This is a genomic window from Goodfellowiella coeruleoviolacea (genome assembly GCF_024171785.1).
GTDB classification, from domain to species: domain Bacteria; phylum Actinomycetota; class Actinomycetes; order Mycobacteriales; family Pseudonocardiaceae; genus Goodfellowiella; species Goodfellowiella coeruleoviolacea.
The window spans coordinates 226,220-252,921 of record NZ_JAMTCK010000009.1 but is presented as its reverse complement, the minus strand read 5'-3'; the positions used below and the strand labels follow the sequence as shown (position 1 = coordinate 252,921).

27 protein-coding genes are annotated in these 26,702 nt (G+C 70.6%); 9 read left to right on the top strand and 18 right to left on the bottom strand.

Annotated features, from left to right (window positions below; all coding sequences use genetic code 11):
- Position 1: 1 nt before the first annotated feature.
- Positions 2-1,210, bottom strand: coding sequence for a helix-turn-helix domain-containing protein (locus LX83_RS20820; protein WP_253773931.1), 1,209 nt, complete (start codon positions 1,208-1,210; stop codon positions 2-4).
- A gap of 110 nt (positions 1,211-1,320) precedes the next feature.
- Entirely contained in the window at positions 1,321-1,488 is a 168-nt protein-coding gene (locus LX83_RS20815; protein WP_253773930.1) for a hypothetical protein, read from the bottom strand.
- A 243-nt stretch (positions 1,489-1,731) separates the two neighbouring features.
- Here LX83_RS20815 and LX83_RS20810 point away from each other — a divergent pair, with 243 nt between their 5' ends.
- Positions 1,732-2,631 (top strand): hypothetical protein, encoded by a 900-nt coding sequence (locus tag LX83_RS20810; protein ID WP_253773928.1) that lies wholly within the window; start codon positions 1,732-1,734, stop codon positions 2,629-2,631.
- A 59-nt stretch (positions 2,632-2,690) separates the two neighbouring features.
- Here the strand turns inward: LX83_RS20810 and LX83_RS20805 are convergent, their stop codons facing one another.
- The 9 genes from LX83_RS20805 to LX83_RS20765 form a co-directional block, all read right to left on the bottom strand.
- Positions 2,691-5,777: a helicase HerA domain-containing protein gene (locus LX83_RS20805; protein ID WP_253773927.1), complete on the bottom strand. Its 3,087-nt coding sequence runs from the start codon at positions 5,775-5,777 to the stop codon at positions 2,691-2,693.
- Positions 5,774-6,385, bottom strand: coding sequence for a hypothetical protein (locus LX83_RS20800; RefSeq protein WP_253773925.1), 612 nt, complete (start codon positions 6,383-6,385; stop codon positions 5,774-5,776). Before LX83_RS20800 ends, LX83_RS20805 begins: the two co-directional genes overlap by 4 nt.
- A gap of 11 nt (positions 6,386-6,396) precedes the next feature.
- Entirely contained in the window at positions 6,397-8,025 is a 1,629-nt protein-coding gene (locus LX83_RS20795; RefSeq protein ID WP_253773923.1) for a KGGVGR-motif variant AAA ATPase, read from the bottom strand.
- On the bottom strand, positions 8,022-8,618 hold the full coding sequence (locus LX83_RS20790) for a TIR domain-containing protein (RefSeq protein ID WP_253773921.1): 597 nt from the start codon (positions 8,616-8,618) through the stop codon (positions 8,022-8,024). Before LX83_RS20790 ends, LX83_RS20795 begins: the two co-directional genes overlap by 4 nt.
- A gap of 186 nt (positions 8,619-8,804) precedes the next feature.
- A complete protein-coding gene (locus LX83_RS20785; RefSeq protein ID WP_253773919.1) occupies positions 8,805-9,287 on the bottom strand; it encodes a hypothetical protein in 483 nt (160 codons plus the stop codon).
- Between the two features lie 346 nt (positions 9,288-9,633).
- On the bottom strand, positions 9,634-10,578 hold the full coding sequence (locus LX83_RS20780) for an SPFH domain-containing protein (RefSeq protein ID WP_253773917.1): 945 nt from the start codon (positions 10,576-10,578) through the stop codon (positions 9,634-9,636).
- Positions 10,575-12,686 carry a phosphatidylinositol-specific phospholipase C1-like protein gene (locus LX83_RS20775; RefSeq protein ID WP_253773915.1) on the bottom strand — a complete coding sequence of 704 codons (2,112 nt, stop codon included), beginning with the start codon at positions 12,684-12,686 and terminating at the stop codon, positions 10,575-10,577. Before LX83_RS20775 ends, LX83_RS20780 begins: the two co-directional genes overlap by 4 nt.
- Complete coding sequence (locus LX83_RS20770; RefSeq protein ID WP_253773913.1) at positions 12,686-13,291, bottom strand: toll/interleukin-1 receptor domain-containing protein; 606 nt, start codon at positions 13,289-13,291, stop codon at positions 12,686-12,688. Before LX83_RS20770 ends, LX83_RS20775 begins: the two co-directional genes overlap by 1 nt.
- 86 nt (positions 13,292-13,377) lie before the next feature.
- Positions 13,378-13,746, bottom strand: coding sequence for a hypothetical protein (locus LX83_RS20765; protein ID WP_253773911.1), 369 nt, complete (start codon positions 13,744-13,746; stop codon positions 13,378-13,380).
- Here LX83_RS20765 and LX83_RS38750 point away from each other — a divergent pair.
- Together LX83_RS38750 and LX83_RS20760 are read left to right on the top strand one after the other, a co-directional pair.
- Entirely contained in the window at positions 13,640-14,044 is a 405-nt protein-coding gene (locus LX83_RS38750; protein WP_407649638.1) for a helix-turn-helix domain-containing protein, read from the top strand. The two genes, LX83_RS20765 and LX83_RS38750, sit on opposite strands and share 107 nt — an antisense overlap.
- A gap of 174 nt (positions 14,045-14,218) precedes the next feature.
- Complete coding sequence (locus LX83_RS20760; RefSeq protein ID WP_253773909.1) at positions 14,219-15,247, top strand: ADP-ribosylglycohydrolase family protein; 1,029 nt, start codon at positions 14,219-14,221, stop codon at positions 15,245-15,247.
- 97 nt (positions 15,248-15,344) lie between these two features.
- Here LX83_RS20760 and LX83_RS20755 read toward each other — a convergent pair whose 3' ends face one another.
- Entirely contained in the window at positions 15,345-16,442 is a 1,098-nt protein-coding gene (locus LX83_RS20755) for a Gfo/Idh/MocA family protein (RefSeq protein WP_253773907.1), read from the bottom strand.
- 470 nt (positions 16,443-16,912) lie between these two features.
- The gene (locus LX83_RS20750; protein ID WP_253773905.1) at positions 16,913-17,335 is read right to left on the bottom strand and encodes a winged helix-turn-helix transcriptional regulator; all 423 of its coding nucleotides are present in this window, start codon (positions 17,333-17,335) and stop codon (positions 16,913-16,915) included.
- 172 nt (positions 17,336-17,507) lie between these two features.
- Here LX83_RS20750 and LX83_RS20745 point away from each other — a divergent pair, with 172 nt between their 5' ends.
- The 6 genes from LX83_RS20745 to LX83_RS20720 all read left to right on the top strand — a co-directional run bounded on the left by LX83_RS20745 (position 17,508) and on the right by LX83_RS20720 (position 23,104).
- Positions 17,508-18,905, top strand: coding sequence for an FAD-dependent monooxygenase (locus LX83_RS20745; protein ID WP_253773902.1), 1,398 nt, complete (start codon positions 17,508-17,510; stop codon positions 18,903-18,905).
- A gap of 363 nt (positions 18,906-19,268) precedes the next feature.
- On the top strand, positions 19,269-19,997 hold the full coding sequence (locus LX83_RS20740; protein ID WP_253773900.1) for a polysaccharide deacetylase family protein: 729 nt from the start codon (positions 19,269-19,271) through the stop codon (positions 19,995-19,997).
- A 67-nt stretch (positions 19,998-20,064) separates the two neighbouring features.
- Positions 20,065-20,997: an extracellular catalytic domain type 1 short-chain-length polyhydroxyalkanoate depolymerase gene (locus tag LX83_RS20735; protein WP_253773898.1), complete on the top strand. Its 933-nt coding sequence runs from the start codon at positions 20,065-20,067 to the stop codon at positions 20,995-20,997.
- 137 nt (positions 20,998-21,134) lie between these two features.
- On the top strand, positions 21,135-22,082 hold the full coding sequence (locus LX83_RS20730) for a ketopantoate reductase family protein (protein ID WP_253773896.1): 948 nt from the start codon (positions 21,135-21,137) through the stop codon (positions 22,080-22,082).
- Positions 22,083-22,085: 3 nt separating this feature from the next.
- Positions 22,086-22,445: an ArsR/SmtB family transcription factor gene (locus LX83_RS20725; protein ID WP_253773894.1), complete on the top strand. Its 360-nt coding sequence runs from the start codon at positions 22,086-22,088 to the stop codon at positions 22,443-22,445.
- A gap of 59 nt (positions 22,446-22,504) precedes the next feature.
- Positions 22,505-23,104 (top strand): DNA polymerase ligase N-terminal domain-containing protein, encoded by a 600-nt coding sequence (locus LX83_RS20720; protein ID WP_253773892.1) that lies wholly within the window; start codon positions 22,505-22,507, stop codon positions 23,102-23,104.
- On the opposite strand, the gene LX83_RS20715 is transcribed toward LX83_RS20720, so the two are convergent.
- From LX83_RS20715 to LX83_RS20695, 5 genes are read right to left on the bottom strand one after another with little or no spacing between them, the layout of a single operon-like run.
- Positions 23,082-23,534, bottom strand: a complete 453-nt coding sequence (locus tag LX83_RS20715) for a hypothetical protein (protein ID WP_253773890.1) — start codon at positions 23,532-23,534, stop codon at positions 23,082-23,084. The two genes, LX83_RS20720 and LX83_RS20715, sit on opposite strands and share 23 nt — an antisense overlap.
- The gene (locus tag LX83_RS20710) at positions 23,531-24,649 is read right to left on the bottom strand and encodes a molybdopterin-dependent oxidoreductase (protein ID WP_253773888.1); all 1,119 of its coding nucleotides are present in this window, start codon (positions 24,647-24,649) and stop codon (positions 23,531-23,533) included. The genes LX83_RS20715 and LX83_RS20710 overlap by 4 nt, the downstream gene beginning before the upstream one ends.
- Entirely contained in the window at positions 24,646-25,260 is a 615-nt protein-coding gene (locus LX83_RS20705; protein ID WP_253773886.1) for a methyltransferase domain-containing protein, read from the bottom strand. The genes LX83_RS20710 and LX83_RS20705 overlap by 4 nt, the downstream gene beginning before the upstream one ends.
- Positions 25,257-25,964 (bottom strand): TIGR04282 family arsenosugar biosynthesis glycosyltransferase, encoded by a 708-nt coding sequence (locus LX83_RS20700; protein WP_253773884.1) that lies wholly within the window; start codon positions 25,962-25,964, stop codon positions 25,257-25,259. Before LX83_RS20700 ends, LX83_RS20705 begins: the two co-directional genes overlap by 4 nt.
- The gene (locus LX83_RS20695) at positions 25,961-26,614 is read right to left on the bottom strand and encodes a glycosyltransferase family 2 protein (RefSeq protein WP_253773882.1); all 654 of its coding nucleotides are present in this window, start codon (positions 26,612-26,614) and stop codon (positions 25,961-25,963) included. Before LX83_RS20695 ends, LX83_RS20700 begins: the two co-directional genes overlap by 4 nt.
- Between the last annotated feature and the right edge of the window lie 88 nt (positions 26,615-26,702).

Sequence of the window (26,702 nt, the reverse complement as noted above, 5' to 3'; positions counted from 1 at the left end):
GTCAGTACCGGTGCAGCACGCGGCACAGCTCGGGGTAGATCTCCCGAACGGTGCGGTGGCTGCGCCACCGGCTGAGGCTTCGGGCCAGTTCCCGCAGATCCATCCGGATCGTCGCGGAGTCGACGTGCCACGCGTCGTCCAGCGTCTCGGCCAGCGTCACACAGCTCTGGTCGATCTCGCCCGACAGGGCGTAGGCCAGCGACCGGCGGGCGCCGAACCGGGCCCTGGTGCGCCGCGAGGTGGCGGGCACCCGGGCCAGTTCTCGGTCCAGGATGGCCGCTGCTGCCTCGACTCGCCCCAGATCGCACCAGGCCCAGCCCCTGGCCAGTTCTACCGGCCCTGGCGCGGTCGAGCCGAGTACGGGGTACGCCCGGGTGTCCGGAGTGGCCGACTCCAGGAGTTCGGCGGCGCGGTCCAGCGCGCGCTCGCACGAATCCCGGTCGCCGGCCAGCGCATGCCCCTGCGCCTCACGGCGAATGGCCAGGCCGAGCGTGCGCGGGCTGGGTTTGCCGATCCGCTGGGCCCGCTGGGCCAGCTCGATGGTGCTGATCGGGTCCTGTCGGTACAGCGCCAGTCCGGCCTCGCGGACGAACGCGTAGTTCGCGATCTCCCGATCACCGCCCGCCCGCGCCAGTTCCGAGGCGTGCCGGGTCCACCGCAGGGCGGCCGGGTCGTCGCCTGCCTCCTGGCTCATCCACCCCGTGTACTCGGCGATCCGCGCGGCAAGCAGCAGCAGCCGTGACCTGACCGGCTCGGGGTTCTCCCGAGCCAGCCCGTGCACCGTGTTCACCTGGGCGATCAGTGAGTCGAGGATCATCGCCGGGCTGGTCTGCATCCCGAGGCCGCGCAGGTGTTCGAAGGAAGTCCGCAACCCGGCGATCACGCGCTCGTCCGGTACTGGTCGTGGCCCACCCACCAGGGCGATGCCGAGTGCGGTGCCCGCCGCCAACGCCTGCCTGCGGTCCAGCTTGACCACGTCGAGCACGGCATCGGCGCGCTCCCGTGCGGCGCGGGCTGCCTCGATGAGCCGTCCGTCCGCGCTCAGCGTCGCGTCGCAGAGCCGGGCCAGGGTCTCGTTCGGCGGCTTGACGCCGTTCTCGATCTTGCTGAGGTAGCTCTTGCTGTAGTTGACCCGCCTGGCCAGTTCACCCATGGAGATGCCGGCCGCAATGCGGGAATCGCGCAGCAGCGCGGCAAAAGATTCGGCCACCCCCGCCTCCTTTTCTACTGACATCGAGTACATCACCGCCTTCGGCGGAACGCAATTTCCTGGTCGCCCGTGAAAGATTCACGGGCGACCAGGAACGCGTGGTCGAACGGTCAGCCGTGCCAGGGGTTACCGTTGGTGGTGGGCGACGGCGGCGGGGTGGCGCCCTCGCCGGACTGGGCGGGCGCGCCAGTCGCCGGCTCGACCGTGGCGACGCACAACGCGACCACCGCCGAGTCGGCCTTGGCGAAGAAAAAGGAAATCGACCTGGTCTTGGACATGGCAAAACCCTCCGGCGGAATGATTCACTGATTTGGGATTCTCAGGAATTCCAGCTCCCACCAATGAGGATTCATTAGCGCCACGCCACCAACAAGGAGTTGACCGTTGCCCAGCAGGACGGTCAACGGGACACGGCGGGCATCCACTTCTCATCCACTTCTGGTCAACACGCGGTCGGGATGCTGTGCCGGTACCGAGAACAGCCGGCCGGTACGCCGGCACGAACACAGGAGGTTTTGGTTTTGACCGAGGTCGCGACATACGACATCGCCGTGTCGTTCGCCGAGGAGCAGCTCGCCCTGGTCGGTGACGTGGTCGAGGCGTGCCGGCAGCGCGGGCTGACCGTGCTGCACCGGCCCGACCAGACCCACGAGTGGTGGGCTCACAAGGAGGGTGGCGACCTGCCGGACGCGCGGGTGCGGTTCTTCCTGCCCTTCGTGTCCACCGTGGACGAGTTCGCCGAGGCCATGCTGCGCGCGGTGAAGGCCGGCAACGAGCACGTGCTGCCGGTGCTGGTGGACGACGTGGTTGTGCCCGCGGAGCTGATCCACCCGCACGTGCACTACCTGCGCGCTGTCGAGCACCGGCCGGACCAGCTCACCGACCAGTTGGTCAGCCGGATCGAGGCGGCCGAGGCCGCTGGCTGGGACGTCGCGCCAGTCGCCGAGGTGGTGAGCCGGGCCGTGGCGCTCACTCCGGCGACGGCCGTCCCGGTCACCTTCAGCCGCTACGCCGAGCAGGACTCGGTCCTGCGCTACCTGGGTGACCAGTTCGTCGCGGCCATGCCCAGGCTGGACCGGCGCAGGTTCACCGGCACGGTGCACCGCGGCGACGCCCGGATCGCGGTTCGGGTCGAACGCGCGGGCGACACCGTGTACGCGTTGGACATCCAGCGCGGCGGCATCGGCGGGGACGAGACGGTCAACTTCGTGGTTGGCAGGCACGCGCCGGGCAGCGCGTGCAGCAACGGTTGGGCCCGCCCGGTGTACGACCCGGACAGCGGGACCGCGCTGCTCGAACTGCACGATCTGTCGGTGCTCAGCAGCAGCGGTACCGCTGACACGCGCACCTACCGCAGGGAAGAGCTGTTCGCCGCGCTCTGGCACCGGATCAACACGGTGCTCGCGTCAACGGTCAGCTGAGCGCACACGAGGACGCGCTCCTCACCCCTTGGGCGAGGAGCGCGTCTCCCTGTTCACGGTCAGTCCGGGCGACCGTCGCGTGCCCGGTCGAGCACCTCCTCCAGCCGCAGTGGGCTGGGCGGGTGATGGCTCAGGCACAGCGGCGCCCGCATCAGGCGGAACCCGAAGTTCTCCCCGGTGACGTAGAACTGCCCGCGTTCCAGCTTGGAGATGTCCTCGACGGAACTGCCCTTGGCCCTGGCCAGCTCCATCGCCGCGGCGATCTGCGCGGGGTTGTTCAGCCTGCCGAAGAACTGCGTTGTGGCGTTGCCGGTGACCTGGTTGTGCACGCCTCTCGGCGCCTGGGTGGCGAGCAGCAGCCCCAGCCCGTACTTGCGCGCCTGTGAGGCGAGCAGGATCACACTCTGCGTGCTGGCCGTCCAGGCACCCGACGGCGCGATCGTCTGCGCTTCGTCCATCACCACCAGCCCACCCAGTGGCCGGTCCACCGCCGGGTTGCGCTTGATCCAGGCGAACACCTCCAGCAGGAGTTGGCTGACGAACCCCTGCCGCTGTTCGTCGGACGGCAACCCGACAAAGCTGATCACCGAGATCCGCGCCCGCTTGCCCGGTGCCGGGGTGAGCAGCACGGCCGGGTCGGTCGGTTCTCCGGGACCGCCGAGCAGCGGATCGTTGACCATCGCGGCCCGCAGGGTCTCGGCCAGGTCGGGGGCCATTGTGGACGCTGTGCTGAGCTTGCTCACCCCGTCCGGGAGTTCGGCGAGCACGTCGACGAATCCGGACAGGTCACGTTCTCCCGCGCGGGCGTAGTGCGTCATGGCCTCGCGCAGCACCGCCTGACCCCTGGCGGCGGCCTTGGTGGTGCCGGAAACCTTGGCATGCGGCACCAGCCGGGCCACGGCCGCCTCGACCGCCGCGGCGAACTCGTCGGCGTCCTCGCGCACTCCGGCGAAGTCCGGCAGCGGGTGGAAGCTGAGCGGTCGCCCGCCCGCGCGGCCAGGGGTCCACACCACCACCTCGGTGTTGGCGAGGTAATCCGCGGCACTGCTCTCGTCGCCTGGCCGCCATCCCTCCGGCGGTTGCGGCCACGCCTCACCAAGCCGCGCCAGGTCGTTGTTCGGGTCCAGCACGATCGCGGAGACTCCCCGTAGCGCGCACTCCTCCACGATCCGCCGCAGCAGCACCGTTTTCCCGCTCCCGGAACCCGCGAAGACCATGACGTGCTTGCGCAGCGATTCCAGCGCGATGCGGATCTCGCCGCCCATTCCGAGCGTGATCTCCTCCACTGCCGGTGGCGGCCGCGTCTCCTGATGGCCTGACCGTGCCTGGCCCGGGTCGGGCAGGACTTTCCTGAGGAAAGTCGTGCTGCTGGCGGGTTTGCGCGCCACCAGCCACGCCAGCAGGTGATGGCTCTGCTCACGCAGCATCTCGTGGAGCGCGCTGAGCGTGCGGAGGTCGTCGTCGGAGACCGTGACCCGCCGGCCACCCGCGCTCTCCAACTCGGCGACCTCGAACCTCGTCCTGGTACCGGTCCAGCCCTTCTCGCCGTTGCGCAGCAGAACCAGATACCGGTCGCGCACACCATCGCGGACCCCGGCCGCCGAACGGGCGGCCCGCAGCCGCCGCAGCACGCTGTTGCCGTGATCGCTCGCGATGAGCCGGAACGCCCAGTGCTCTCGGATGTCCAGTTCCTCGTTCACGGTCCGATTCAGACGTGCGTGCAAGTCGCTGCTTCCATTGGGAAAGCGCTCGACCGTCCAGGCCATGTCGTCATTGCCGACCTCGGTGATCCAGGACTGCAACCCGGCCAGCAGCAGACCCGGCATCACGTCGTCCTCATTGCGGTGCTTGAGTTCGGCAGCTGAGATCTTCGCCGCCGTTCGCAACCTCGCGAACTGGTTGTCGAAATCACGGAAGTAATCCGGTTCCGGACCGGCCTGCACGCGGGCGGGGGCGGGAACGCCAGCAGGTTCCGACTTCTCTTCGAAGGAGGCCAGTTCACTGAGTTCGCCGAACATACAGGACTCGGCGTGCGCGTGAATGCGCTGAAGCAGTTGCCGAGGGGTGTGTGACTTCCACCCGTCGCCGAACGCACTGGGCGCCACGGGCCAGGTGGGATGAGGCGGTGTGAACCCGATGCCGTCGTAGATCGTCTTGAGCCACTTCTTCACCAACGTCTGACCAAGTTTTGGCTCGACGATGAAATCCAGGTGCGCAGGTTTCGTGAACCGATCCGCGAACGAGTCGCTCGCGACCGAGTTCAGCGCCTTCCAGGTGTTGGGCAGACACGCCACAATGGACAGTGTGCGTCTGGTTATCTCGCGCAGCTGCATCAGCCCGTCGGCGATGAGCACTAGCTCCCGCTTCAGCTCGGTGTTCGTCACCTGCTCGTCAGTGGCGTCCTGCCACTTGTTGACCAGGCTGTCCAACTGGTCGAAGGCGACAACGCACGGTCCGGCGAGGGCGAGAACACGGGAGATGTCCCGTACCACCGTCCGCGGCGGCTTCGGCGCCGAGTGAATTCCCCAGTGGCGCAGCTCGTCACCGGCGTTCCACAGCCCCTTCAAATGCGCGATGCCCAGGACGGAATGCTCGGACGCGTAGAGCACCAGTGCGCGAATCGTGTCCTCGTACTCGACCGCGATCCGATCGTCCACCTTGCGCACGAACCTGACGAAGTCGCTCAGATGGTCGGGGGTCAGCTGTGCTTCTCCCACAACTGCTCGCGCTACCGGTTCGGGCACCTCCGCTCTGGCGCACAGCTGCCGGAGGAAGAGGGTGAGCTGAAGCTGACCGTCGTCGTCGGTCCGGCGCAGTTCGCTGCGCATGGCCTCGGCGACGTCGTCCCAGAACGCCTCGCCCGTGCTGAGTTCGACCAGGAAGAAGTACCCGCCTTCGCGCTGCACGGTGCGGCGCGCGGAGCCCAGCAGGTGGGTCTTTCCAACGCCCTTCTGCCCCTGCAACACCAGGCCACGGGGACTCGGCCCGGTACTGGTTTTCGCGTCCAGCACACCGGCGTCAATCTGCCGCTGCACCGGGAGGTGCAGACCATCCACGTGGGAAGGTGAGGTGTGCCAGACATCGTCTGGCGTCGCAACGGTGTTGATGCGAAGCGCGGCCAGCGCCTCGCGTTGCTGCTCACTCATGATTCCTCGATTGCCATGAGGTGTTTGTCCTCGCCGCCGATCCGCACGGCCGCGGCGTGGTCGGCGTCGGTCAGCACCTTGCGGTTGGAGTCCGGCGCCAGGTGGGTGGTACCGGTCCTGACCATCTGCAACAGCACCTCGTCCACCTCGTCCTTGCCCACACCGTTGAGCTTGGGGCGGAGCTTGGCCAGCCGGACCCAGTCCTGCGGCTTGACCGACAGGTCCCGGTAAGCCTCGCGGATGAGCGTCTCCAGCCCGCCGGAACGGATCAGCTCGACCGGGCTGATGCCACGTCGCTGGAGATTCGGGATGAGCAGCCGCAGCAACTCGAAAACCGCTCGGGGCAAGGGACCGGAGCGCGGCGGCGCCTCCAGGCTGACCAGGTTCCGCTCGCACCACTGCCTGCCCGCGTCGGTGATCCGGTGCACGTACGGCCTACTCTCCGTGCGGGTCCGGATCAGGCCAGCGCGGTTCAGCTTGGTGCGGCCGGTCGGACGCAGTTCGATGCCGTACCTGTTTGTCAGCTCCGGGTTGGGCACGTCCCGGTTCTCCAGCGCCAGCACGATCAGCGTGGCGGTCTCGTGAGCTCCGTAATACGTCTCGGGCATTTCGCCACCTCTCACTTGGTGAAGGCGTGCATGCGGCGGTCGATCCGGGCGAGCAGGGCGTCGGTCGCGGCTCGCAGGTCGTCCGGCTCGGCGACCCGCTCGCCGTCCGAGTGGGTCTTGCTCAGCGTTTCCAGGTCCACCGACAGGTCCCGCAGCAGCGCAAGGTCACCGTCGTCCAGCGCCTTGGTCATGCCACGCACGGTCTGCTCGACAAGCGCCCACCGCTGGGCATACGGCATCTCGGTCGGCACCTCGCGCAGCGTGCTCGCCGCCTCCCGCAAGGCGTTCTGGCTGGGGTCCGCCCCGGCGGACTGCGTGGTGGTGATCAGGTCGTGCAGCTTGCGCGCCACGTGCTGGGGCGGCTTGCCCGGCTCGAACTCCAGGTGTCGCAGATTGCGCAGAAATCCTGGCAGGCGCTCGCGATCGGTGCCGTGGGTCAGCACGCAGAACAGCTGTCGCTGGTCACCGTCCGGGTCGAGCGCGTTCCGCAGGAAGCGCTCCGCCTCGGTGACCTGCCAACGACTCACCTCCTCGTCAACCACCAGGCACAGGTGCTTGGCGAGTTCACGGGTCTGGTCGAGGAATTCGGGATTTCCAGACAATGACCTGCCGACATGCAGACCGAGTTCATGCAACTCGTTGATCAACTTGGTTGTGACATCCAGTGCGGATCTGGGGCTGGACACCAGCAGATCCAGATCGAACTTCTGGCGACGCGCACGCGCTGCTGCCACGTAGGCGTCGCGGTTGTCTGCCAGCAGATCACTGCGGTCGAACTGGTGCGCGATCACCGCAGCCACCGTCTCCAGAGCGAAGGAGATCTGCTCAGGTGACGGCGTCCGTTCCTCCAGCACGGGCAACTGCTCCCCGAAGCTCCAGTAGGAGACGTAGGGCAGTGTGAGGTGCCGCAGCATCAGATCCTCTGGGACGCTCTTGGCCAGCCAGTTGCTGAACAGTGGAGAGACGACCTTGGTGCACTTGCGATACCAGGCCTCAGCCCGTTCGTACTCCACCCGGTTGTCGAGCCGTGACAAGACCGGCAGCACCAGGTGACGCGGCCGGTCGTAGGGCAGTCGGTCCCTGGCATCGTCGGCACGCCGCACGACATCCATCGCATCCACGAGGTTCTGGTCGTTGGCGGTGAACACGACGGCCAACCGGTCGGGCAGGTGCGCGGTGCAGATGCTGCCGATGTCCGAGATGCCGGTGCGGCTGTCGATCAACACGAAGTCGTAGTTCGCCGTCCACTCCTCACGACAGCGCTCCAGGAACGCGGCGAACTTCCGTTCGTACAAGTCCGCCCAGTCGATCCGCTGCACCCGACTCGGGTACGTGTCATCGCCCGGCCTTCCCGCAGCCAACAGAGCGAGGGTCTCGCCCTCGGTCGTCAACTGGACGGCGTGCTCGCGGGGCCCCTCAGCGCCAGCGAGGAAGTCGTAGGCGAGGTCGACGACACCGCCTTCGGGTGCGGTCGGCAGCACCGGCGCGAAGTAGTGGTGCAAGCCGGGAGCTTCGAGGTCCCAGTCGACAGCGAGCACCCGGTAGCCCCAGCGCGCCAGCAGCACGGCGACGTTGGCCAAGGTGAAGCTGCGCCCAACTCCGCCCTTGTAGGAGTAGAAGGTGATGACGGTCCCGGTCATTCTCCGAACCTCGGTATCGGCGGTGGCGGGATGAGCACCGGCTTGGGCTCTTCCACGATCGGCCAGTCAGGCTGCCACTCGGGCACCTGCTTCAGCAGTTGGACGAGGTCAGTGGCCAGCTTGGTAACCTCGCGGTGGAAATCAACAAACATGCCTGTGGTCTGAAACGGCGGATCCGGGTGGGCAAACTCCTTGAAGTCCACCCATGAAATCATCCGACCGTCCAGAGGAAAGTTTTCCGAGTCCGAGTAGAGTATGGGGTAAATCAGCCCCTGCGGGAGACTCAAACTGGCCAACCCCAGCATCTTCTCCCGCTCTTGCATGCTGCGCCACTCCGCCATGCACCACGGTGACTCAAAGTAATGCGGAGTGAGCAACTGAAGCATGATCTTGCTGTACCGCAGAGCGTGTTTCAGACTAGAGGACCAGTGCACGCCACGCGGCATCTCGCGGTCGACGTACACTTTCGGCGCCGGCGCGATCTGATCGGCCAGGCATTCCTTGAGTTTCCGCAAGAAGTGGTTCAGCAACCACTTCTGCACGCTGCCGTAACGGCTGTAACTGATGAATATGTCGAACTTGTAGCCGGACACGCGCCAGATAATAGGCAGTAGATATCCAGCAGTAGTAGACAAAAAAGTGGACAGCTGCCGCGTTTCTGGACACAAAGTGGACAAAGACCAGCCGCTCGACCTGTGGTGGGGGTGCTGGGCCGGGTGAACGTGCCCAGCACCCCCAACAACGGCGTCAGACCGAGAACAACATCGCTGGTGCTCGGTTCACGGTGAGATCAGCGTGGCGGCCTCGTCGACGAGCACCCGGCCCGAGTTGGTCACCACCAACCGCGAGCCCGTCATGCGGTATTCGAACGTGCCGTTCCGCGCGACGTGGCCGAAGGGGTCCTTCTGCGCCGGTAGGGCGATGTGCGTTCGGGGCGTCACCGGCAGGCCGCGCTTGCGGCCGTCGTAGTGCAGTGCCCCGCTCGCGTCCTGACAGATCGTCACGACGAAGGAGGCCGTGTGGTACGCCTCGACGAGCACGGCGTCTTCCGCGCCGGGCGCGAAGTACCGCGTCACGTCGCTCGGGCAGTCGGTCCGCTGACTCGCGGTGCTGTCGACGGGCGACCCCGAGAAGTCCCATCGCGTGATCACGAACGCACCCACGGCGGTGATCAGCAGGGCCTTCCACACCGCTGGCGGGATCTTCCACCTGCGCAACACGGCGCGAATCCACCGGCACACCTGGCGGATGACCTCGACCACCGGGCGGATCCAGGCACCCCTCGCCTTCTTCTCGGCCGCGGTGTCCGATGTCCGTCGTGACGAGTCCGCCGCTGATGGCGGACTGAGCGTGATCTTCAACGGGTCCGGCGCCTGGGGCGCCGCTCCGGGCGGTACGGCGGAATCCCCGGTCATGGCCTGCTCCCCTGGAACAGCGAGCGGTTCAGACCACCATGCCTGGTTCGCCGGAGCCTGCCTGGGACAGCCGACGCGCGCGCCGCCTCAACGGCCGGCACCGCCACGGGAACGGTCGGGCATCCCGTGAACATCGCTGTGTTGGCTCCTCTCCTGTCTTGACGGAGTGCGGTGTGCCCCGATGGCCAGTGACTCAGCCATGCGCGTCGTACGGTCGCTGACCGCCCGAGTCGTCGTCCTGTTTGGCCGGTGAGTCGGCCGCCTCGATGGCGGGAAGTCCGTTGTGGACCGAGCCGGGCAGGGTGTTCCGGATCTGGTCGCGGATCCGCCCGCTGCGCAGCGTGCGCGACGACCAAGGCATCGCCTGGTTCAGGAGCAGGCCGCTGACGTACGCGCTCTCCGCCGCGGAAAGCGTTCCGGATTCCAGCACCAGCCTGGTCGCCTCCAGCCTGGCCTTGTCCTCCTGCTCCTGCATCTCGCGCTCGAACTTCAGGAAGGCGGTCGGGTCGCCGCCATTGATGGCCATCATGTGCGCCAACATGTCCTCACGGGTGCCGGCCGCCACCGCACGGCGCGCCGCGCGGTTCATCTCTTCGATGGCCACGGCGCGTCGGGCGGCCACCAGGTCCTCGCTGTCCATGACGCTGACGCTGACGAAGAACGACGACAGCTCAAGCCCGTCAGGGGACTTGGCCCGCCGCAACAGCGCACGGATGTCGCTCTCCACCTGGGCGAGTTCGACGGCCTTGCGCGCCACGGTGACACCGCGGATCGCGTCGTTCATCCACTGGCGCACCGCGCGCGCCATGTCCCGGTATCTGACGCGGGCGATCAGCCTCGGGTCGACAACCCGGCACGTGAACCGGAGAGTCACGTTGAACGACCAGCCATCGGCGCTCGGTGCGGCCACTGCCAGTGCCAGTTCGTGGCTGGACATGTCGATCAGGTAGGACGCCCGGTAGCCACCGCGCCGGAGAGTCGCGGCGGCCGGGCGCTCGCCGGGCAGCACCACGTCGAGCGTGCCGTCACGACGTTCCAGGACCAGCGCGGTGCCCGGCTCCGGCCGGCGCGGCCCGCCGAGGTACGGCGTGACGCCTTTTCGGTACTTCAGGATTGGGTCGTAGGTCTGGGGGATCACGCGATCTGTTCCTCTGCTTCGAGCAACCGGTCGTGGAATTCGGCCGCGGCCGGGGACGGCGTGTCCGCGTCGAGCGCCCAGCCGGCCAGCAGGTGCTTGAGCCTGGTGAAGTCGTCCTCGCCGCGGTCGGCGATACCCGCGAGCAGGTCGAGCAGCAGCGGCCGAGTCCGGTGGACGCGGTCCGCCGTGCCAACCCACTCGCGCAGCGCGGTTTCCGCGAGTTCGCGAACACGCTCCCCGGAGGCCAAGGCCCTGGCCCAGAGTTCGGGCAGCAGGTCGTGGTGCTTGGCGTAGTCGCCGAGCAGGATGGGCAGTGCCTCCCCCGAGCCCTTGGCGTGGCGGACCGTGTAGGTGAACACGGTGAGCGCCTTGGCTGCGGACCGCTCGTCGGCGGCTGGACCACTCCAGTCGAGGAGTGCCCGCAGCACCGGGGTCGTCACGCCCGCTTCCACCAACGTGCACGCACCGACCGACACGGACGGAAGCGACGCCCAGTCCTGGTTGCGCACGAGGGTGTGCAGGATCTTGAGGGCGCGGGGTGGGGCGGCGACGCCGAGTCGACCGCACGCCGCCATCGCCGCTGTGTCGGCGAGGTAGCGGGACCGGGCGGTGGATTCGAGTTGGTCGGCCCACCGCTGGATGTGGTCCCAGAAGGCGTCGACACGGCCGCTCAGTCCACCCGCGACGTTGAGGCCCAGCGCCGCGCTCTGCCGCAGGGTGGCCGCCTTGTTCGCCGCCCATGGCAGGAAGAGCTGGTGCAGACCGTGGGCGAAGTCCACGGCCGCCAGCACGCCCGCCGCGTCGGCGGCTCTGGCACGGATCTCCACGTCGGGGTGTCCGGCCAGTTCACTCAACCACCGCACGATCTTGCCGCGCGCGCCGTCGAGTTGGAGCCACAGTCGGGCAAGCACTGCCTGGCGCAGGTCGTCATGCCGGAAGCTGAGGGTTTCCCGGCCGTCGGCGTGCGCCGTCCGCTCGATCCACGTTCGCTCCGCCACCAGTTGACGCGAGTACTGAAGGGTGATTTCGGGGCTTCTGCCGAGTGCGCTTCGCAGCCTGACGGCCGCGTCAACCACCTGCAGGTAGGTGGCCTGTTCGAGCACCGCGGTGGCGGCCACGATCGCGATCTCCGACGCGTCGCGGTTGGTGCTCAACCACTCCGCGACCTGTTCGTGCGGGTTGCGCAGCCGCGCCAGGTCCTGCCGCAGGTCGGACCCGGTTCGGATGGACTCCGCCACCACCCGGGCCACCTTGTTGGCAAAGCGCGGGTCGTCGCGCTCCGCCAACAGGTCGCCGAGTTGTGTCCGGGTGACCACTTCGTCGAACCGCGTGTCGGTCAGCCCGGCCACCCTGGGCAACACCCATTTCCGGACGATCTGCATCGGGTCCGGCAGTGCCAGGTCTTCCAGCACGTGTTCGAAGCGACCGGCCGCGGCACCCAGGGCATTCTGCGGCGGACCGGTCACCACGACCAGAAACCTGCTCTGTTCGCCCAGGACTTCCCTGGCGTGGTTGAGCCACGAGTCGTCGAGGTGGTGAGCGGCGTGCTCCCCGCGGACAGGCTCATCGACCACGAGTATTCCGCGCCCGCGTGCCGGCGGTCGCCACGGGCGGGCGCGCAGCGTGCTGCCGGGGAGTTCCACGATGTCAGGGGCTGTCCGGCCCAGGAGTTCGACGAGCATGGCCAGGGCCCGCGACCGTCTTCCCGTGCGCACCGGGCCGGCGAGGACCACCACGTTCAGATCCGCCAGGGCCACGACGCAGTCCTGGAAGTCATCCGGCCGCACGTAGTCGTCGATCTCGGCGAGATCACTCGAACCGATCGGTATCACGGTTGGCCGGCGGGTCCTGGTCCGCCGGACGGTACCCGCGACGAAGTCGCCGTGGACGGTGATGCCCGCCCTGAAGATGTTGGCGTTGTCAACACGGCCGCGCCCGAGCAGATCGGTGATCGCCTGTGCCTGCGCCAGGTCCCGCGCGGGCGCACCGTTCTTCAGGAACGCGAGCACCTGCTCCTCGGAGACCGGAGTGTCGTCAGGCTCGCCGCTGTCGAGCGGGAACAACTCCTCCGGCTCGTGGTCGGCCGTCTCGGTGCGGATCTCCTCCATCAGGAAGCACCCCGTGCGCCGTTGTAGCTGGGACCGGCGTGGAAGTGGCCGACGTCGAACCTCTCCGCCTGCCAGACGTTGCTCCCCGTGCCGGTGCCATTCACGGTGAACACCGACCCACGCGTCGAGGCCAGCGGCGCGGGCAGTTCGGGGATGATCGCGGACAGCCGGTTCGCCAGGTTGTCGATGTCGGGCTGGGCACTGCGGAACCGCACTTCGATGTCCTGGCACGCGGCCAGCTGGGCCAGGGCGGGCGGGAGTTCGTCGCGGGACAGCCGTGGCGTGTTGAGCCGGACGGGCACGACGACCTTGCCGAGTTCGAACGCCGTGAGGATCTCCCGGCGGACGAAGTCGTCCGGGTCGTCCAGGCGCCGCCTGCCGTGGTCGTCCACGGCGTCCAGCCACTTCTTGCCCATCACCACGAGCAGCGCGGCCGACTGCCTGATGGCGTCGAACATGCTCTTCTCCCAGTCTGCGCCGAGCCGGATCGACTTCGAGGCCAGGAACACCGCCTCGGAGCCGAAGCGCTCGGACAGGGAGCGGTCGAGCAGTGCGGCGCCGTACGGTTCGTCGGCCACGCGGTAGTTGAGAAAGACGTTCGTCACTGAGCACGCACCTCACGCTGGGAATTGAACTGAAAGAGGCGAGGCCGCCCGGATGGGCCAGCCGATTCGCGACAGGGCGCATCTTTTCAGGCCACACCGACGCGTCGACAAGACCTACCAGCCAGTAATTCGACGCTTTCCTGTTTCCTCTTCTGGCGTCCTTGACGCTGCCCTTTATCTGCCCACTGGACAAATAAAGGGCAATTGGACAGCGCGCGGGCGAGCGGATTAGCCTCATCGACCACCGGTACGGCGGGTTTCCGGCCGCTGACGCGGCGGACGGTTCCAGAAACACCTGCGCAGGCCCCGCCGAGATCAGGACCAATCGTGTCGTGTTCGACCCGACAGATGGATTGGAGCGCGACGTTGCCATCCACTTCCAACGCTTTTGGTCTTCGAATGCGCGCACTGCGCGAGGCGAAGGGGATGTCGCTGAACGCCTTCGCCGAGGCCATCCACTACAGCAAGGGGTACGTGAGCCGGGTGGAGACCGGTAGGCAGAAACCGTCGCCGGGCTTCGCGCGACAGTGCGACGCGGCACTCGACGCCGAGGGTGGATTGCTGGAACTCGTTCCGAGCGATCGCGCGCGGCGGGCGACGACGGCCCCTCCCGGGGCGACACGGACCAGGCGGCATTGTGAATGCCGGTGCCCGGACAGGGTAACGACCTCGGCTCCCCGAACGCATGCACCCGGACCGTCCACTTTGGTCAGTGGTCTCGGCGCCACGGCGTTGTCGAGGCGGCCTTGGTGAGCGGCCCGTCGACACGTGCGCGGAGTCCCCGGGGGTAGTCGCTGATCGCGGCCGGGTGTGGCGGCCCCGCCGGGTCGCGGTGGCCGCGCGCGGCTGGGCGTTCGTTGCCGTGATCACGCGGGCCGGGGTGTCGGCTCGCTACCCTGCTGTGCGAGCGAACGACAGGGAGCTGTGATGACCGGGATCGAACTCAGGCGGGCCAGCGGGTGTTTGTTCGGACTGGCCTACGGTGACGCGCTGGGCGCACCGACCGAGTTCCTCACCGTTGACCAGATCACCGAGCGGTACGGGCCGACGGGGCCGCGTGATCTGGTCGGCGACCCAGCGCTGATCACCGATGACACCCAGATGACGCTGGCGGTGGCGCGCGCGCTGCTCGCCGCGCAGCGGGCGGTGCCCGGCTCGGCGGACGCGCTGGCGCCCGCCCGGGTGGAGCCGCTGCTGCGGGAGCAGTTCGTGGTGTGGTGGTCGAGTCCGGACAACAACCGCGCACCGGGGGCGGCCTGCCTGCGGGGCTGCGAGCAACTGGCCGAGGGCAAGCCGTGGCAGGCCGCGACCAGTGTGCGGTCCAAGGGCTGCGGCGCGAACATGCGGGTGGCGCCGGTGGGCCTGCTGTCCGGTGTGGACGATGCGCACCGGGCGGGGCTGGCCCAGTTCCAGTCCGCGCTCACGCACGCCCACCCCACCGCGCTCGCCGCCAGTGACCTGACCGCGTTCGCGGTGACCTGGCTGCGCGCGGGCATGGCGCCGTTCGAGCTGCCGGCCGCGCTGCGGGCGCGGTGTGCTGAGCAGCGCCGGGTCTACCACGGCGAGTGGCTGGCGGATCTGTGGACGCGGGCCGGCGCGGCCAGCCCGGAGGACTTCATCGCCACGGGCTGGGACGAGTGCGTTGGCGTGCTGGACCGGTTGGACAAGGCCCTGGCCGCTCGCGACCGGGCCGCCGACCCCTGCCTGATCACGGGTGAGGGCTGGATCGCGGAGGAGGCGCTGGCCACCGGGCTGCTGTGCTTCCTGCTGTTCCCCTACGACCCGGTGGCGGCGCTGACCAGGGCGGCGACCAGTTCCGGCGACTCCGACTCGATCGCCTGCCTGACCGGGGCGTTCGCCGGTGCCTCACTCGGGGTCGGGGTGTGGCCGGCCGAGTGGGCACAGCGCATCGAGCACGGTGCCGAACTGGCCGCGCTCGGCCGCGCCTGGGACTGACGGCCGGGACCGGCTGGGCCGGGGCCGCTGCTCGCCGGCGCTGGTCGGCCGGTCCCAGGATGGGCGACGGCCGAGCCCGGGTCCGCGAGGACCGCCGTCAGTCGCCGGCCCAGCCGGGGGTGTCGCCGTGCAGGCGGTGGTAGAAGGGGTCGTCCGGGCCGAGTTGGTCGCGGTGGACGGGCTCGCCGGTGAACGCGGAGCGGTAGATCGCGGTCACCAGTTCCAGGGTCATCCGGGCCTGCACTCCGCTGACCGGGGGGCGCACGCCCCGCGCCATGGCGTCGAGCAGGTGCGGGAGTTGGGCGGTGTGCGAGCTGGACACGTTCGCCGCTGGTGTGCGCCACGCGGCGATCCGGTCGGTGTCGGTCACGTGGGGCGCGGGCGTGTAGCGCCACGAGTCGTTGCTGTGGCCGTACAGGTGGGTCAGTTCCACGGTGGCGTCGGTCAGGTCGAACCGCAGGTAGCTCTCCTGGCGCGGGGACAGCAGGCTGTTGACCACCGAGGCCATGGCGCCGTTGGCGAACCTGACCAGGGCCGTGGACACGTCCTCGGTGCGCACGTCCCGGTCCAGCCGGCCGGCCATGGCGCGCACCTCGGTCCACTCGCCGAGCAGCGCCAGCATCAGGTCCATCTGGTGGATGCCGTGCCCCATGGTCGGCCCGCCGCCCTCGGTCTCCCACCGGCCGCGCCACGGCACGTCGAAGTAGGCGTGGTCGCGGTACCAGGCGGTCACGCACTGCGCCACCAGTGGCCGGCCCAGCTCGCCGGCGGCCAGCAGGTCGGCGAAGTGCCGTGCGCCGGAGCCGAACCGGTGTTGGAACACCACGCTCGCGTACGGCCCGCCCGCGCGCTCGGCCGCCTGGATGCGGTCGAACTCGGCCAGGGACAGGCAGGGTGGCTTTTCCAGCAGCACCCACGCGCCGGCGGCCAGGCACGCGCTGGCCTGCTCGGCGTGCAGGGCCGGTGGTGTACAGATGTGCACCAGGTCCGGCTGTTCGCGGTCGAGCAGTGCCGACAGCGACGTGTAGCGGCCGGGGATGTCGGCGCGGTCGGCGAAGTCGGTCACCCGCTGCTGGTCCACGTCCACCGCGGCGACCACGTCGACCCGGTCGGCCTCGGCGCGCAGGGCCGGCAGGTGCCCGACCTCGGCGATGGCCCCGGTGCCCACGATCGCCGCCCGGATCTTGTTGCCCATCGGTGTCCTTCCGCTCGGTGGAGATCACTCACCTGATCAGGGGCATGGTGCGGCGGCGCGGGACGGTGTGGGGCGGATTGGCCGCTTCTGGCCGTTTTGCTGCCGTGTCTCGACAGGTGTCCGTGCGAGTGACCGTGCGCCGCAACCGCGGACATCAGGGGCTCTTGGCAGCCGAGGGTGTCGTGCCTGTCGGGCGGTGCTCACGCACTTAAAAGTGCCTTTTGTAGGCCCTCTCTCACTCACTCATGATGGTGTTACGCACTACTAGTGAGGTGTGGAAGATGGTTGAGCAGGCGACACGATCCACGGGGTCGCAGTTTGTCATCGAGGTGTGGGCTGACCTGGGCTGGCCTTGGTGCTACGGCGGAAAGCACCGGCCCGTGCCGAGTGAGCGTGTGTCATGAGCACGGACGCCGCCGCGAGGTGCCCGGCGTACCCGACGCTGCGGACCGATGAGTGCCACCGACTTCTCAGCGTGCCGACGCGCTGACCGCGGCCCTGGCTCGGCCGACTCCGGTCAGCTCGCTGGCGGCCCGGTTGCTGGCGATCTCGCTGTGGTGGGTGGCGGCCCAGTCGGCCATCGTCATCACCGCGTCGATCAGTGACCGGCCCAGGTCCGTCAGCTCGTACTCAACTCGCGGCGGGACCTCGGCGTACGCGGTCCGGGTGATCAGGCCGTCGCGCTCAAGATGCTTGAGCGTCTGGGTCAGCATCCGCTGGGAGATCCCCGGGATGCTCGCCTGCAAGTCGGAGTAGCGCAGCGAGCCCGCGCTCAGGGTGCCGATGGTCAACACCGTCCACTTGTCGCCGATGCGGCCGAGCACCTCGCGGATGAAGGCGTTGTCCTCCGGCCATGCCCCGCACGGACCACTGACCTGTCGCGCTGACGCCATCTCGATTACCTCTCACCGGGGTGCAACCGCACCACCAGTATGTGACGCCCTCGGGGCGACCACACACCGATCCACGACTCCGGCCCGCTCTCGGTTCACCGGAGCGCGCTCGCAAACCACGCGGCCGGCATCACCGCACGCGTCGCACCTCAAGCAATGGAGAGTGATCACCTTGAACGCACACGACACCATCGTGGTCGGCGCGGGCCCGGTCGGGCTGTGGACGGCGGCGGAGCTGGCCCTGGGCGGCGGGCGACCACTGGTCCTGGAACGGGCCGAGCAGCGCAGCCCGCACTCGAAGGCGCTGGCCATCCACGCGCGCACGATCGAGGTACTGGCGATGCGCGGGCAGGAACAGGCCTTCCTCGACGGCGGGCTGCCCATGCCGGACGGGCACTTCGGCATGCTGCCCACCCGCCTGGACTTCCGAGGGCTGGCCACGCCGTTCCCGTTCGTGCTCGCGCACCCGCAGCTGCGCACCGAGGAACTGCTCGAACAGCGCGCCCTGGCCCTCGGGGTGGTGATCCGGCGCGGGCACCAGGTGTCCGGGCTGAGCCAGGACGAACAGGGCGTGACGCTGCGGGTCAGCGGGCCGGACGGCGAGTACGAGACCACCGCGGACCACGTGGTCGGGGCGGACGGCGCGGGCAGCACCGTGCGGCAGGCGGCGGGCATCGACTTCCTCGGCACCGACTCGACCGTCTTCGGCTTCCTCGGTGACGTCGAGCTGGCCGACCCGCCGGAGCGGCCGGGCTCCTGGCACAACGAACACGGCGCGCTGATCGTGGCCCCGATCCCCGGCGGGCGCTACCGCGTCACCGGGTACGCCCCGTCAGCTCCCACCCCAACCCTGGAGTCCCTGCGGGAGACCACGAAACGGATCGCGGGCACGGACTTCGGCCTGCACTCCCCGGTGTGGCTGTCCCGCTTCGGCAACGCCACCCGGCTCGCGGCGGAGTACCGGAAGGGCCGGGTGTTTCTGGCGGGCGACGCCGCGCACATGCACTTCCCGGCGGGCGGCGTCGGGCTGAACGTGGGCCTGCAGGACGCGATGAACCTGGGCTGGAAGCTGGCCGCGGTCCAGCGGGGCTGGGCGGACGCGGCCCTGCTGGACACCTACCACCTGGAACGCCACCCCGTCGGCGTGGCCCTCGGCGAACACACCAAGGCCCAGACCGCCCTGATCACCGCCACCACCGAGGAGGGCCAGTCCCTGCGTCGGTTCATGGCGGACCTGCTGCGCGCCCATCCCGACGTGGCGACCGCGCTGGCCAACACGCTGACCGCGCTGGACGTGCGGTATCCGGGCACCCATCCCCTGGCGGGCCAGCGCCTTCCGGCCACCCGCGAGCAGCTGCACCTGTTGCGCGAGGGCCGCCCGGTGCTGCTGGCCCGGGAGGCCAGCCCGGCGATGCGGGACCTGGCCACGAGCGCGAACCTCCGGCTGCACGAGACCGAGTTGCCCTGGCCCACGGCCGCCGTGCTGCTGCGCCCGGACGGGCACGTGTGGGCCGCCGGGGACACTGCCGGGCAGTTGGCGAACGCCCTGGCGGAACTGCCCCTGGCCTGACGCGAAGCGGCGGCCCCGGGAAACGCCCTCCCGGGGCCGCGGCACCGTCATCGGCGCGACCGGCGGCTCGCCACCGACCCTGCGACCATCGAAAGTTTCGATCGGGACGGCCCGGCCAGCCGGGATTCCAGGACTGCTGCGGCGTCAAGGCTCCAGCCCGGCGACGGGATCGGGTACGAAAAGCCCAGCGGCAGGCCCGAAGTAGGCGGTCGAGTCAGGAGCGGACATCGTCGGAAGTTTCGATAGTTGGACCGAAAGGTATTGCCCCGGGTCGCTCGGTGGTCGCATAGTGATAACGCTTTCACCCGGTGTGTCCGCCGCACCGGGTCACCACGTGTCCCCGGCATCCTTCAAGGAGGAAGGATGATCAAGAGGCTGTGGAGCGCGCCCAAGCCCGCGCTCCTGCTGTCCCGGATCAGCGCGTTCGTCGTGGCCGCGCTCGCCATGACCGTCAATGCCGTACCGTCGCACGCCGTGACCCCCACCGCCGGGCCGGCGCCCGCCGCCTGCACCGGCTACGTGGGGCTGACCTACGACGACGGCCCCAACCCCAGCTCCACCCGGCAGCTGCTCGCCGCCCTGCAGGCGGCCGGCGCGAAGGCCACCTTCTTCATGATGGGCTCGCACGAGCAGCAGTACCCCGACCTGGTGCGGGCCGTGCAGGCGGCCGGCATGCCGATCGGCAACCACACCTGGTCCCACCCGCACCTCACCCAGCTCCCCCAGTCCACTGTGTACCAGGAGATCTCCCAGACCCAGCAGGTCACCCAGCAGCTGACCGGCAGCAGGCCCACGCTGTTCCGGCCGCCCTACGGCGAGACCAACGCCACGGTGGCCTCGACCGCGTCCGGGCTCGGGTTGGCGCAGGTGCTGTGGTCGGTGGACTCCCAGGACTGGAACGGCGCCAGCACCGCGCAGATCGTGCAGGCCGCCAGCAGGTTGCAGGCGGGCGGGATCATCCTGATGCACGACGGCGGCTACCAGTCCACGGTGAACGCGGTGCCGCAGATCGTCAGCGCGCTGGCCAGCCGGGGCCTGTGCCCGGGCCGGATCGTGTCCAGCAACGGGCAGCCCGTGGTCGTGGCGCCCTGAGCGGGTTCTCCCCGATCGCCGGCGGCCCTGCCGGCGCCCTCTCCATCCACCTGCACAAGGACACACCATGCCGATGAGAAGAGTGTTCACCGCGTCGTGGAGATTCGTCTCGGTGCTCGCCACGGCCGTGCTGACGGTGGTGGCGTTCCTGGCGCCCCCGTCCGCCTCGGCGGCGACGCTGACCGAGGTGACCAACTTCGGCAACAACCCCAGCGGCCTGCGCATGCACCTCTACGTGCCGAACACGGTCGCGGCCAGGCCGGCCGTGGTCGTGGCCGTGCACTACTGCACCGGTTCCGGCCCGGCGTTCTACTCGGGCACCGAGTTCGCCCGGCTCGCCGACCAGTACGGGTTCATCGTGATCTACCCGTCGGCCACCCGCAGTGGCAGCTGCTTCGACGTGTCCTCGGCCCAGGCCCTGCGGCACAACGGCGGCAGCGACCCGGTCGGCATCGTCTCGATGGTCAACCACGTGCTGCAGCGCAACAACGCCGACCCCAACCGGGTCTACGTCACGGGCGCCTCCTCCGGCGCGATGATGACCAACGTGCTGTTGGGCGCCTACCCCGACGTGTTCAAGGCGGGCGCGGCGTTCTCGGGCGTCCCGTTCGGCTGCTTCGCCACCACGGACGGGTCGAGCTGGAACAGCACCTGCGCCAACGGCCAGCTGATCAGGACCCCGCAGCAGTGGGGCGACCTGGTTCGGGCGGCCTACCCGGGCTACTCCGGCGCCCGGCCCCGGATGCAGCTCTGGCACGGCACCGCGGACAACACCCTGCGGTACCCGAACTTCCAGGAGGAGATCAAGCAGTGGACGAACGTGTTCGGGCTGAGCCAGACGCCGTCGTCCACCGACTACCCGCAGTCCGGCTGGACGCGGACCCGTTACGGCAGTGGCGGGACCGTGGCCGTTGAGGCGATCAGCCTGCAGAACGTCGGCCACAACCTGCCGATGAGCGGCATGGCACTGCGGGCCATCCAGTTCTTCGGCCTGGCCTGACCGCCGAAGCGAGCACCCGAGGGCCGGTCCGACCGCCGTTGGGCCGGCCCGCCGCGCCGCCCGCCCCCGGGTGGCTCGATCGCGCCGACGTGTGCTTCCATTCATCCAAATACTTAAATGAATGGATGGTGGTGTCCGTGCGAGTCCTCGTCGTGGGTGGCGGCGCGCTGGGCCAGGTCTTCGGACTGCGGCTCGCCCAGGCCGGCGGCCAGGTCAGCTACCTGGTCAAACCAGGCCAGTCCGGGTGGCAGCGGGAAGGTCGGGTGGTGTACCGGCTGCGCCGGACCGGCCCGCCGGTGGCGCGGCGGCTGGTCCCCGAGCGGGTGTTCACCAGTCCCGCCGAGACCGCCGGCCAGGACTGGGACGCGGTCTGGCTCTGCGTGCCCTCCACCGTCCTGACCGGACCGTGGGTGGACGAGCTGCGCGACCACGTCGGCGCGGCCACCGTGGTGCTGATCGGCCAGGACTCCCAGGACCTGCCCACCCTGCGCCGGGTCTGGCCGGTCGAGCAGATCGTGCAGGCGGTGCCCACCCTGCTGGCCTACGCCGCGCCGCTGGCCGACGAACCGCTGCCCGAGCCGGGCATCGCCCACTGGGTTCCGCCCGGCGCGGCCGTGGCGGTCAGCGGCGCGCGCGAGCGGGTCGACCCGGTGGTGCGGGCGCTGCGCCGGGGTGGCCTGCGCGCCAGGAACGCCGGCCCGGTCGGCACCGGTGACGCGTTGGCCGCCCTGATGGTGCCGCACCTGGCCGCGCTGGAGATCGCCGACTGGTCGGTGCCGGCCCTGCTCGCCAACCCCCGGCCGGGCGCGGCCGCCGCGCGCGAGGCGACCGCGGTGGTGGCCGCGCTGCACGGCCGCCGACCGCCCGCCGCCGTGGTCACCGCACCCTGGCTGGCCAGCCTGGCGTTCCGGCTGCTGCCCGTGCTCGCCCCCTTCGACGTGCCCCGCTACCTGCGGGCGCACTTCACCAAGGTGGCCGCGCAGAACCGGCTGATGCTGGACGGGTGGATCGCCGCGGGCCGCGCACGCGGTCTGCCCGTGGACCAGCTGCGGCGGCTGCGGCAGGCCCTGCCGGCGGTGGGGTAGGCCGTGGCCGAGACCGCTGTCAGCGACGTGCTCGCGCTGTTCGCCCGATCCCAGCCGCTGCTGGTCGCCCTCGGTGACGAGCGGCGCCAGGAGATCATCGTCCGGTTGCTCACCGCCGGGACCGCGTTGAGCGTGGCCGACCTCACCGGGCTGCTGGGCCTGTCCCAGCCCGCGGTCTCCCACCACCTCAGGATCCTGCGCGACGCCCGGCTGCTCACCGTGCGGCGCCAGGGCACCCAGCGCCTGTACTCGCTCAACGCCGACCACTACCCCGAGGTCCTCGGCCCGCTGCGCGACCTCGTGGACACCATCGCCGCGTGCACCCACCCCGCGCCCGACCAGACCGGGTGCGGGGACCGGTGACCGGGCAGCCCCGCGCCGGGGTCGGTTTGCCGGTCGTGGCGGCCGGGTAGCCGGGCGGTGTGCCGAGCAGCAGCGAGCGGGAGCGGCTGGCGACCTACCACGCCAAGCGGGATCTGCGCGCCTCGGGCGAGCCGGGCGGGTCGGCCGGCCGGGGCGCGGCGGACGAGCCGCGGTTCGTGATCCAGCGGCACGAGGCGCGCCGGCTGCACTACGACTTCCGGCTGGAGATCGACGGGGTGCTGGTGTCCTGGGCGGTGCCCAGGGGGCCGTCCACCGATCCCAGCGAGAAGCGGTTCGCCACCCGGACCGAGGACCACCCGCTGGACTACCTCGACTTCGAGGGGCGGATCCCGCGCGGCAACTACGGCGCGGGCACGGTGGTGGTGTGGGACATCGGCACCTACCGCAACCTCACCGAGCGGCGGGGGCGGCCGGTGTCCGCGGCCGACGCGCTGGCCAACGGGCACCTCAAGGTGTGGCTGTCCGGCCACAAGCTCACCGGCGCCTACGCGCTGACCAGGGCCAGGTTCCGCGACGACGAGGACAGCTGGCTGCTGGTCAAGGTGGCCGACGAGGCCGCGGACCGGCGGCGTGACCCGGTGCGCACCCAGCCCGAGTCGGTGTTGACCGGCAAGGTCAACAAGGACTTCGAGGACTGAGCCCACCCGGCCGGTGGCGCCGCCGGTGCCGCGCGGTCCGCACCAGGCCGGCGAGCAGCACCAGCAGCCACACCACGGCCAGGGCGAGCGCCACGCCGAGCGGGTGGTCCCGGTCGTGCAGGCCGGGGTTGACCGGTCCACTGTGGAGACGCCAGAGCAGGGGCACCGCGAGCAGGACGAGCACCCCGGTCGCGGTCGCGCCGGCGCGCACCGGGGTGGCCCAGACCGGGCCGAGCCGGTGGGCCAGCAGCCAGCCGAGTCCGCCGGCCACCGGTGCCAGCACCACGTCGTGCAGCACCGGGCCGCCGACCAGCCACGCCACCAGTTCGACCACTGTGGACACCGATCCGCCGGCCAGTTCCAACACGCACCACGCGCCCCAGGCCAGCGCGGCCAGGCCGAGCACGGCGAGCAGCACCCGGGCGATCACCGCACCTCCAGTCGGGCCACCCACTTGGTCTGCGTCACGCCCGGCTGGCTCGGCGCGATGATCCGGCACGGGAAGCCGTGGTCCAGATCCAGCGGCTGGCCGTTGAGCCCCAACGCGAGCAGGGTCAGCGGGTCGGCGGTGTGCGTGCCGGGCAGCAGGCTCGCCCGGTACGCCCCGCCGCGCTCCAACGACTCCACCCACACCGGGCGGCCGGGTTCGGCGCCCACCGCCCGCAGCAGGTCGGCGATCCGCACCCCGGTCCAGCGCGCCGACGCGCTCCACCCCTCCACGCAGGCGATCGGCAGGTCGACCTCGGTCCGCGGCAGCGCGGCCAGTTCGGCCAGGGACAGGCGCGAAACCCCGTGCGGGGTCACGACCTCCAGCCGCCAGGCCACGTCCTGTGCCTCGGCCACCACGCCGGCGGCCTGGGCGGTGCGGTTGACCGGCAGCCCCTGCGGACCGGTGCCCGACGACCACGCCAGCACGGAAACCCGGCGCAGCAGCGGGACGCCGGCCCCGGCGGTCGCGACCACGGCCACGCCCACCGCCAGCCAGGTGGTGCGCAGGAACGAGCGCCGCGCCGGCTCGGCCGGGTCGGCGGTGGGCCCGCGCCGGGTCAGGGCGGCGCGGATCACCGGCAGCTGCACGGCCACGTGCAGCAGGATCGCGCCCACCGCCAGCCAGGCCACGGCGTGGTGGGCGGCGGGGAAGAAGAACGTCCACGGGTAGTTCTGCGCCACGTTGAACAGGCCGGTGGTCACCTCGAACAGGGCCGCGCCGGACAGCACCAGCACGCTGGCCCGCTCCAGCGCGTGCGGCAGCGAGCGCACCAGCGGGCGGGTGAACAGCTTCGGGTACACGCTCCACAACTTGGCCAGCAGCAGGGGAATCGCGGCGATCCCGGAGATCACGTGCAGTCCCTGGGTGATCCGGTAGAGGCTGACCGGCCGGCTGGGCCAGGACAGCCACCCGGGCGGGTGCTGCGCGGCGTGGCTGAGCAGTCCGGTCACAAAGCACAGTCCGAACGCGACACCGAGCCAGAGTCCCAGCCGGGCGCTGACCCGCGCGTGGTGGGCGGCGGCGGTGAAGTCGGACTCGCGCACCCCCCGCCTCACCGCGCGCGCTCCAGTTCGGCGAACCAGCGGGCACCGCACCGGCCGGCCCAGCGCACGGCCAGCCCGGCGGCGGCAGCCACCTCGGGCACGGCGTCCGCGCCCAGCCACGCCCACGGGAACCACCCGTCGGCCTCGGCCAGCCGCACCGGGCCGGGGCGCAGGCCCACGCCCGGCTCGTCCACCTCCGCCACCACCGTGCCGCCGCCGGCGAGCAGCGCCGCCACCCGGCGCAGCAGCCGCACCGGGTCGCCGCCGATGCCGATGTTGCCGTCGGCCAACAGCACGTGCCGCCAGCGCCCGGCGCCGGGCAGGGCGCCGAACACGTCGCGGCACACCGCGATCCCGCCCCTGGCCCGGGTCAGCCGCACGGCCACCGGGGAGATGTCCACGCCCAGGGCGGCCACGCCGCGCGCGGTGAGCGCCGCAGTGAGCCGGCCCGGCCCGCAGCCCACGTCCAGGGTCGGACCGGTGCAGCGGGCCAGCAGCAGCCGGTCCCCCGCGCCCGGAGCGGCGTGCCAGCGGGCGATGGGCAGGGCCACCCGCTCCCCCGTGGCCAGTTCCAGTGCGCAGTGCTCGCCGCGCAGGCCCCGGTCGAAGGCGGTGGCGGTCACCGCACCGCTCCCGGCGCCACCGGCACGCCGACCCCCGCCGCCGCGCCGACCCGTGCGACCGCCGCCGCGAACCGGCTGTGCGGCAGGCCGGCCGCGACCTCCCGCGCCGCGGCCATCGTGTCCACATCGGACAGTTTGGCGCCGGTGGCGGTGACCAGGCCGGCGCGGCGCAGTGCCGCCAGGGTGTGCCCGGCGGTGTCCGGTCGCGACATCGGCACCTCGCGCAGCACCGCGGCCTGCCCGGGGTCCCGCAGGCCCAGCGCCCACCAGCCGCCGTCGGTGGCCGGGCCGAGCACGGCGGGCGCGGTCGCGAGCAGCGCCGCCGTGTCGGCCAGCAGCTCCGGGGTCACCTGCGGGGTGTCCATGCCGATCTGCAGCACCGGCCGGCCGGGACAGCACGCGGCCACGTCGGCGTGCGCGTTGCTCAGCCGCTCGGCGAACCCGGTGCCGCGCTGCGGCAGCACCACCAGCCCGGCCAGTGCCTCGGCCAGCCGGTCCCGCTGGCTGGCCGAGTCCAGCGCACCGGTCAGGGCGACCACCACGGTGGCGCGCGGCACCCCGGCCACCGCCGCCAGGGTGTCCAGCAGGGCCGCCGCCGCGATGTCGGCGGCCTGCGCCGGGCTGGCCGGCGGGCACAACCGGGTCTTGGCCTGCCCGGCCACCGGGGCCTTGGCCACCACGAGCAGACACAGGTCCGCGCTCACCGCAGCACCGCCGCCATGTCGTTGACCGCGCGCAGCGTGCCGCGCACCGAGCCGGACACCTTGGACCTGGTGCCCTTGGCCCTCGGGCCGTAGCCGACGTCCAGCTCCACCACCCGCCAGGACCGCTCGGCCGCGCGCAGCAGCAGTTCCAGCGGGTAGCCGAACGCGCGGTCGGTGACGCCCAGCGCGAGCACGTCGGCGCGGCGAAACGCCCGCACCGGGCCGATGTCGTGCACGGGCAGGCCGCGCCGCCGCAGCAGGCCGGCCAGCAGCGCGTTGCCGGCGCGCGCGTGCCACGGCCAACACCCACGCGCGGTGGGCACCCGCCGGCCCACCGCCAGGTCCGCCCGGCCGGCCAGCACCGGTTCCACCAGGCGCGGCAGCTCGGCCGGGTCCAGTGACCCGTCCGCGTCGATCACGCAGACGATGTCGGTGTCGGCCTGCTCGATTCCGGTGTGGACGGCCGCGCCGTAACCGCGCCTGGGCTCGGACACGACCCGGGCACCGAGGCGCCGCGCGATCTCGGGGGTGCCGTCGGTCGAACCGTTGTCCACGACCAGTGGCCGGAACCCGGGCGGCAGCGCGCCCAGCACCGCCGGCAGCGCTCCTGCCTCGTCCAGGCAGGGCAGCACAACGTCGAAGCGTTCCATGCCCGGCAATGGTGGTGACCGGAACCGGCGAGCACAGCCCGTGCGGTGCTTACCGAATTCTGACGTCTGGCCCAGTTCTTACGAACCG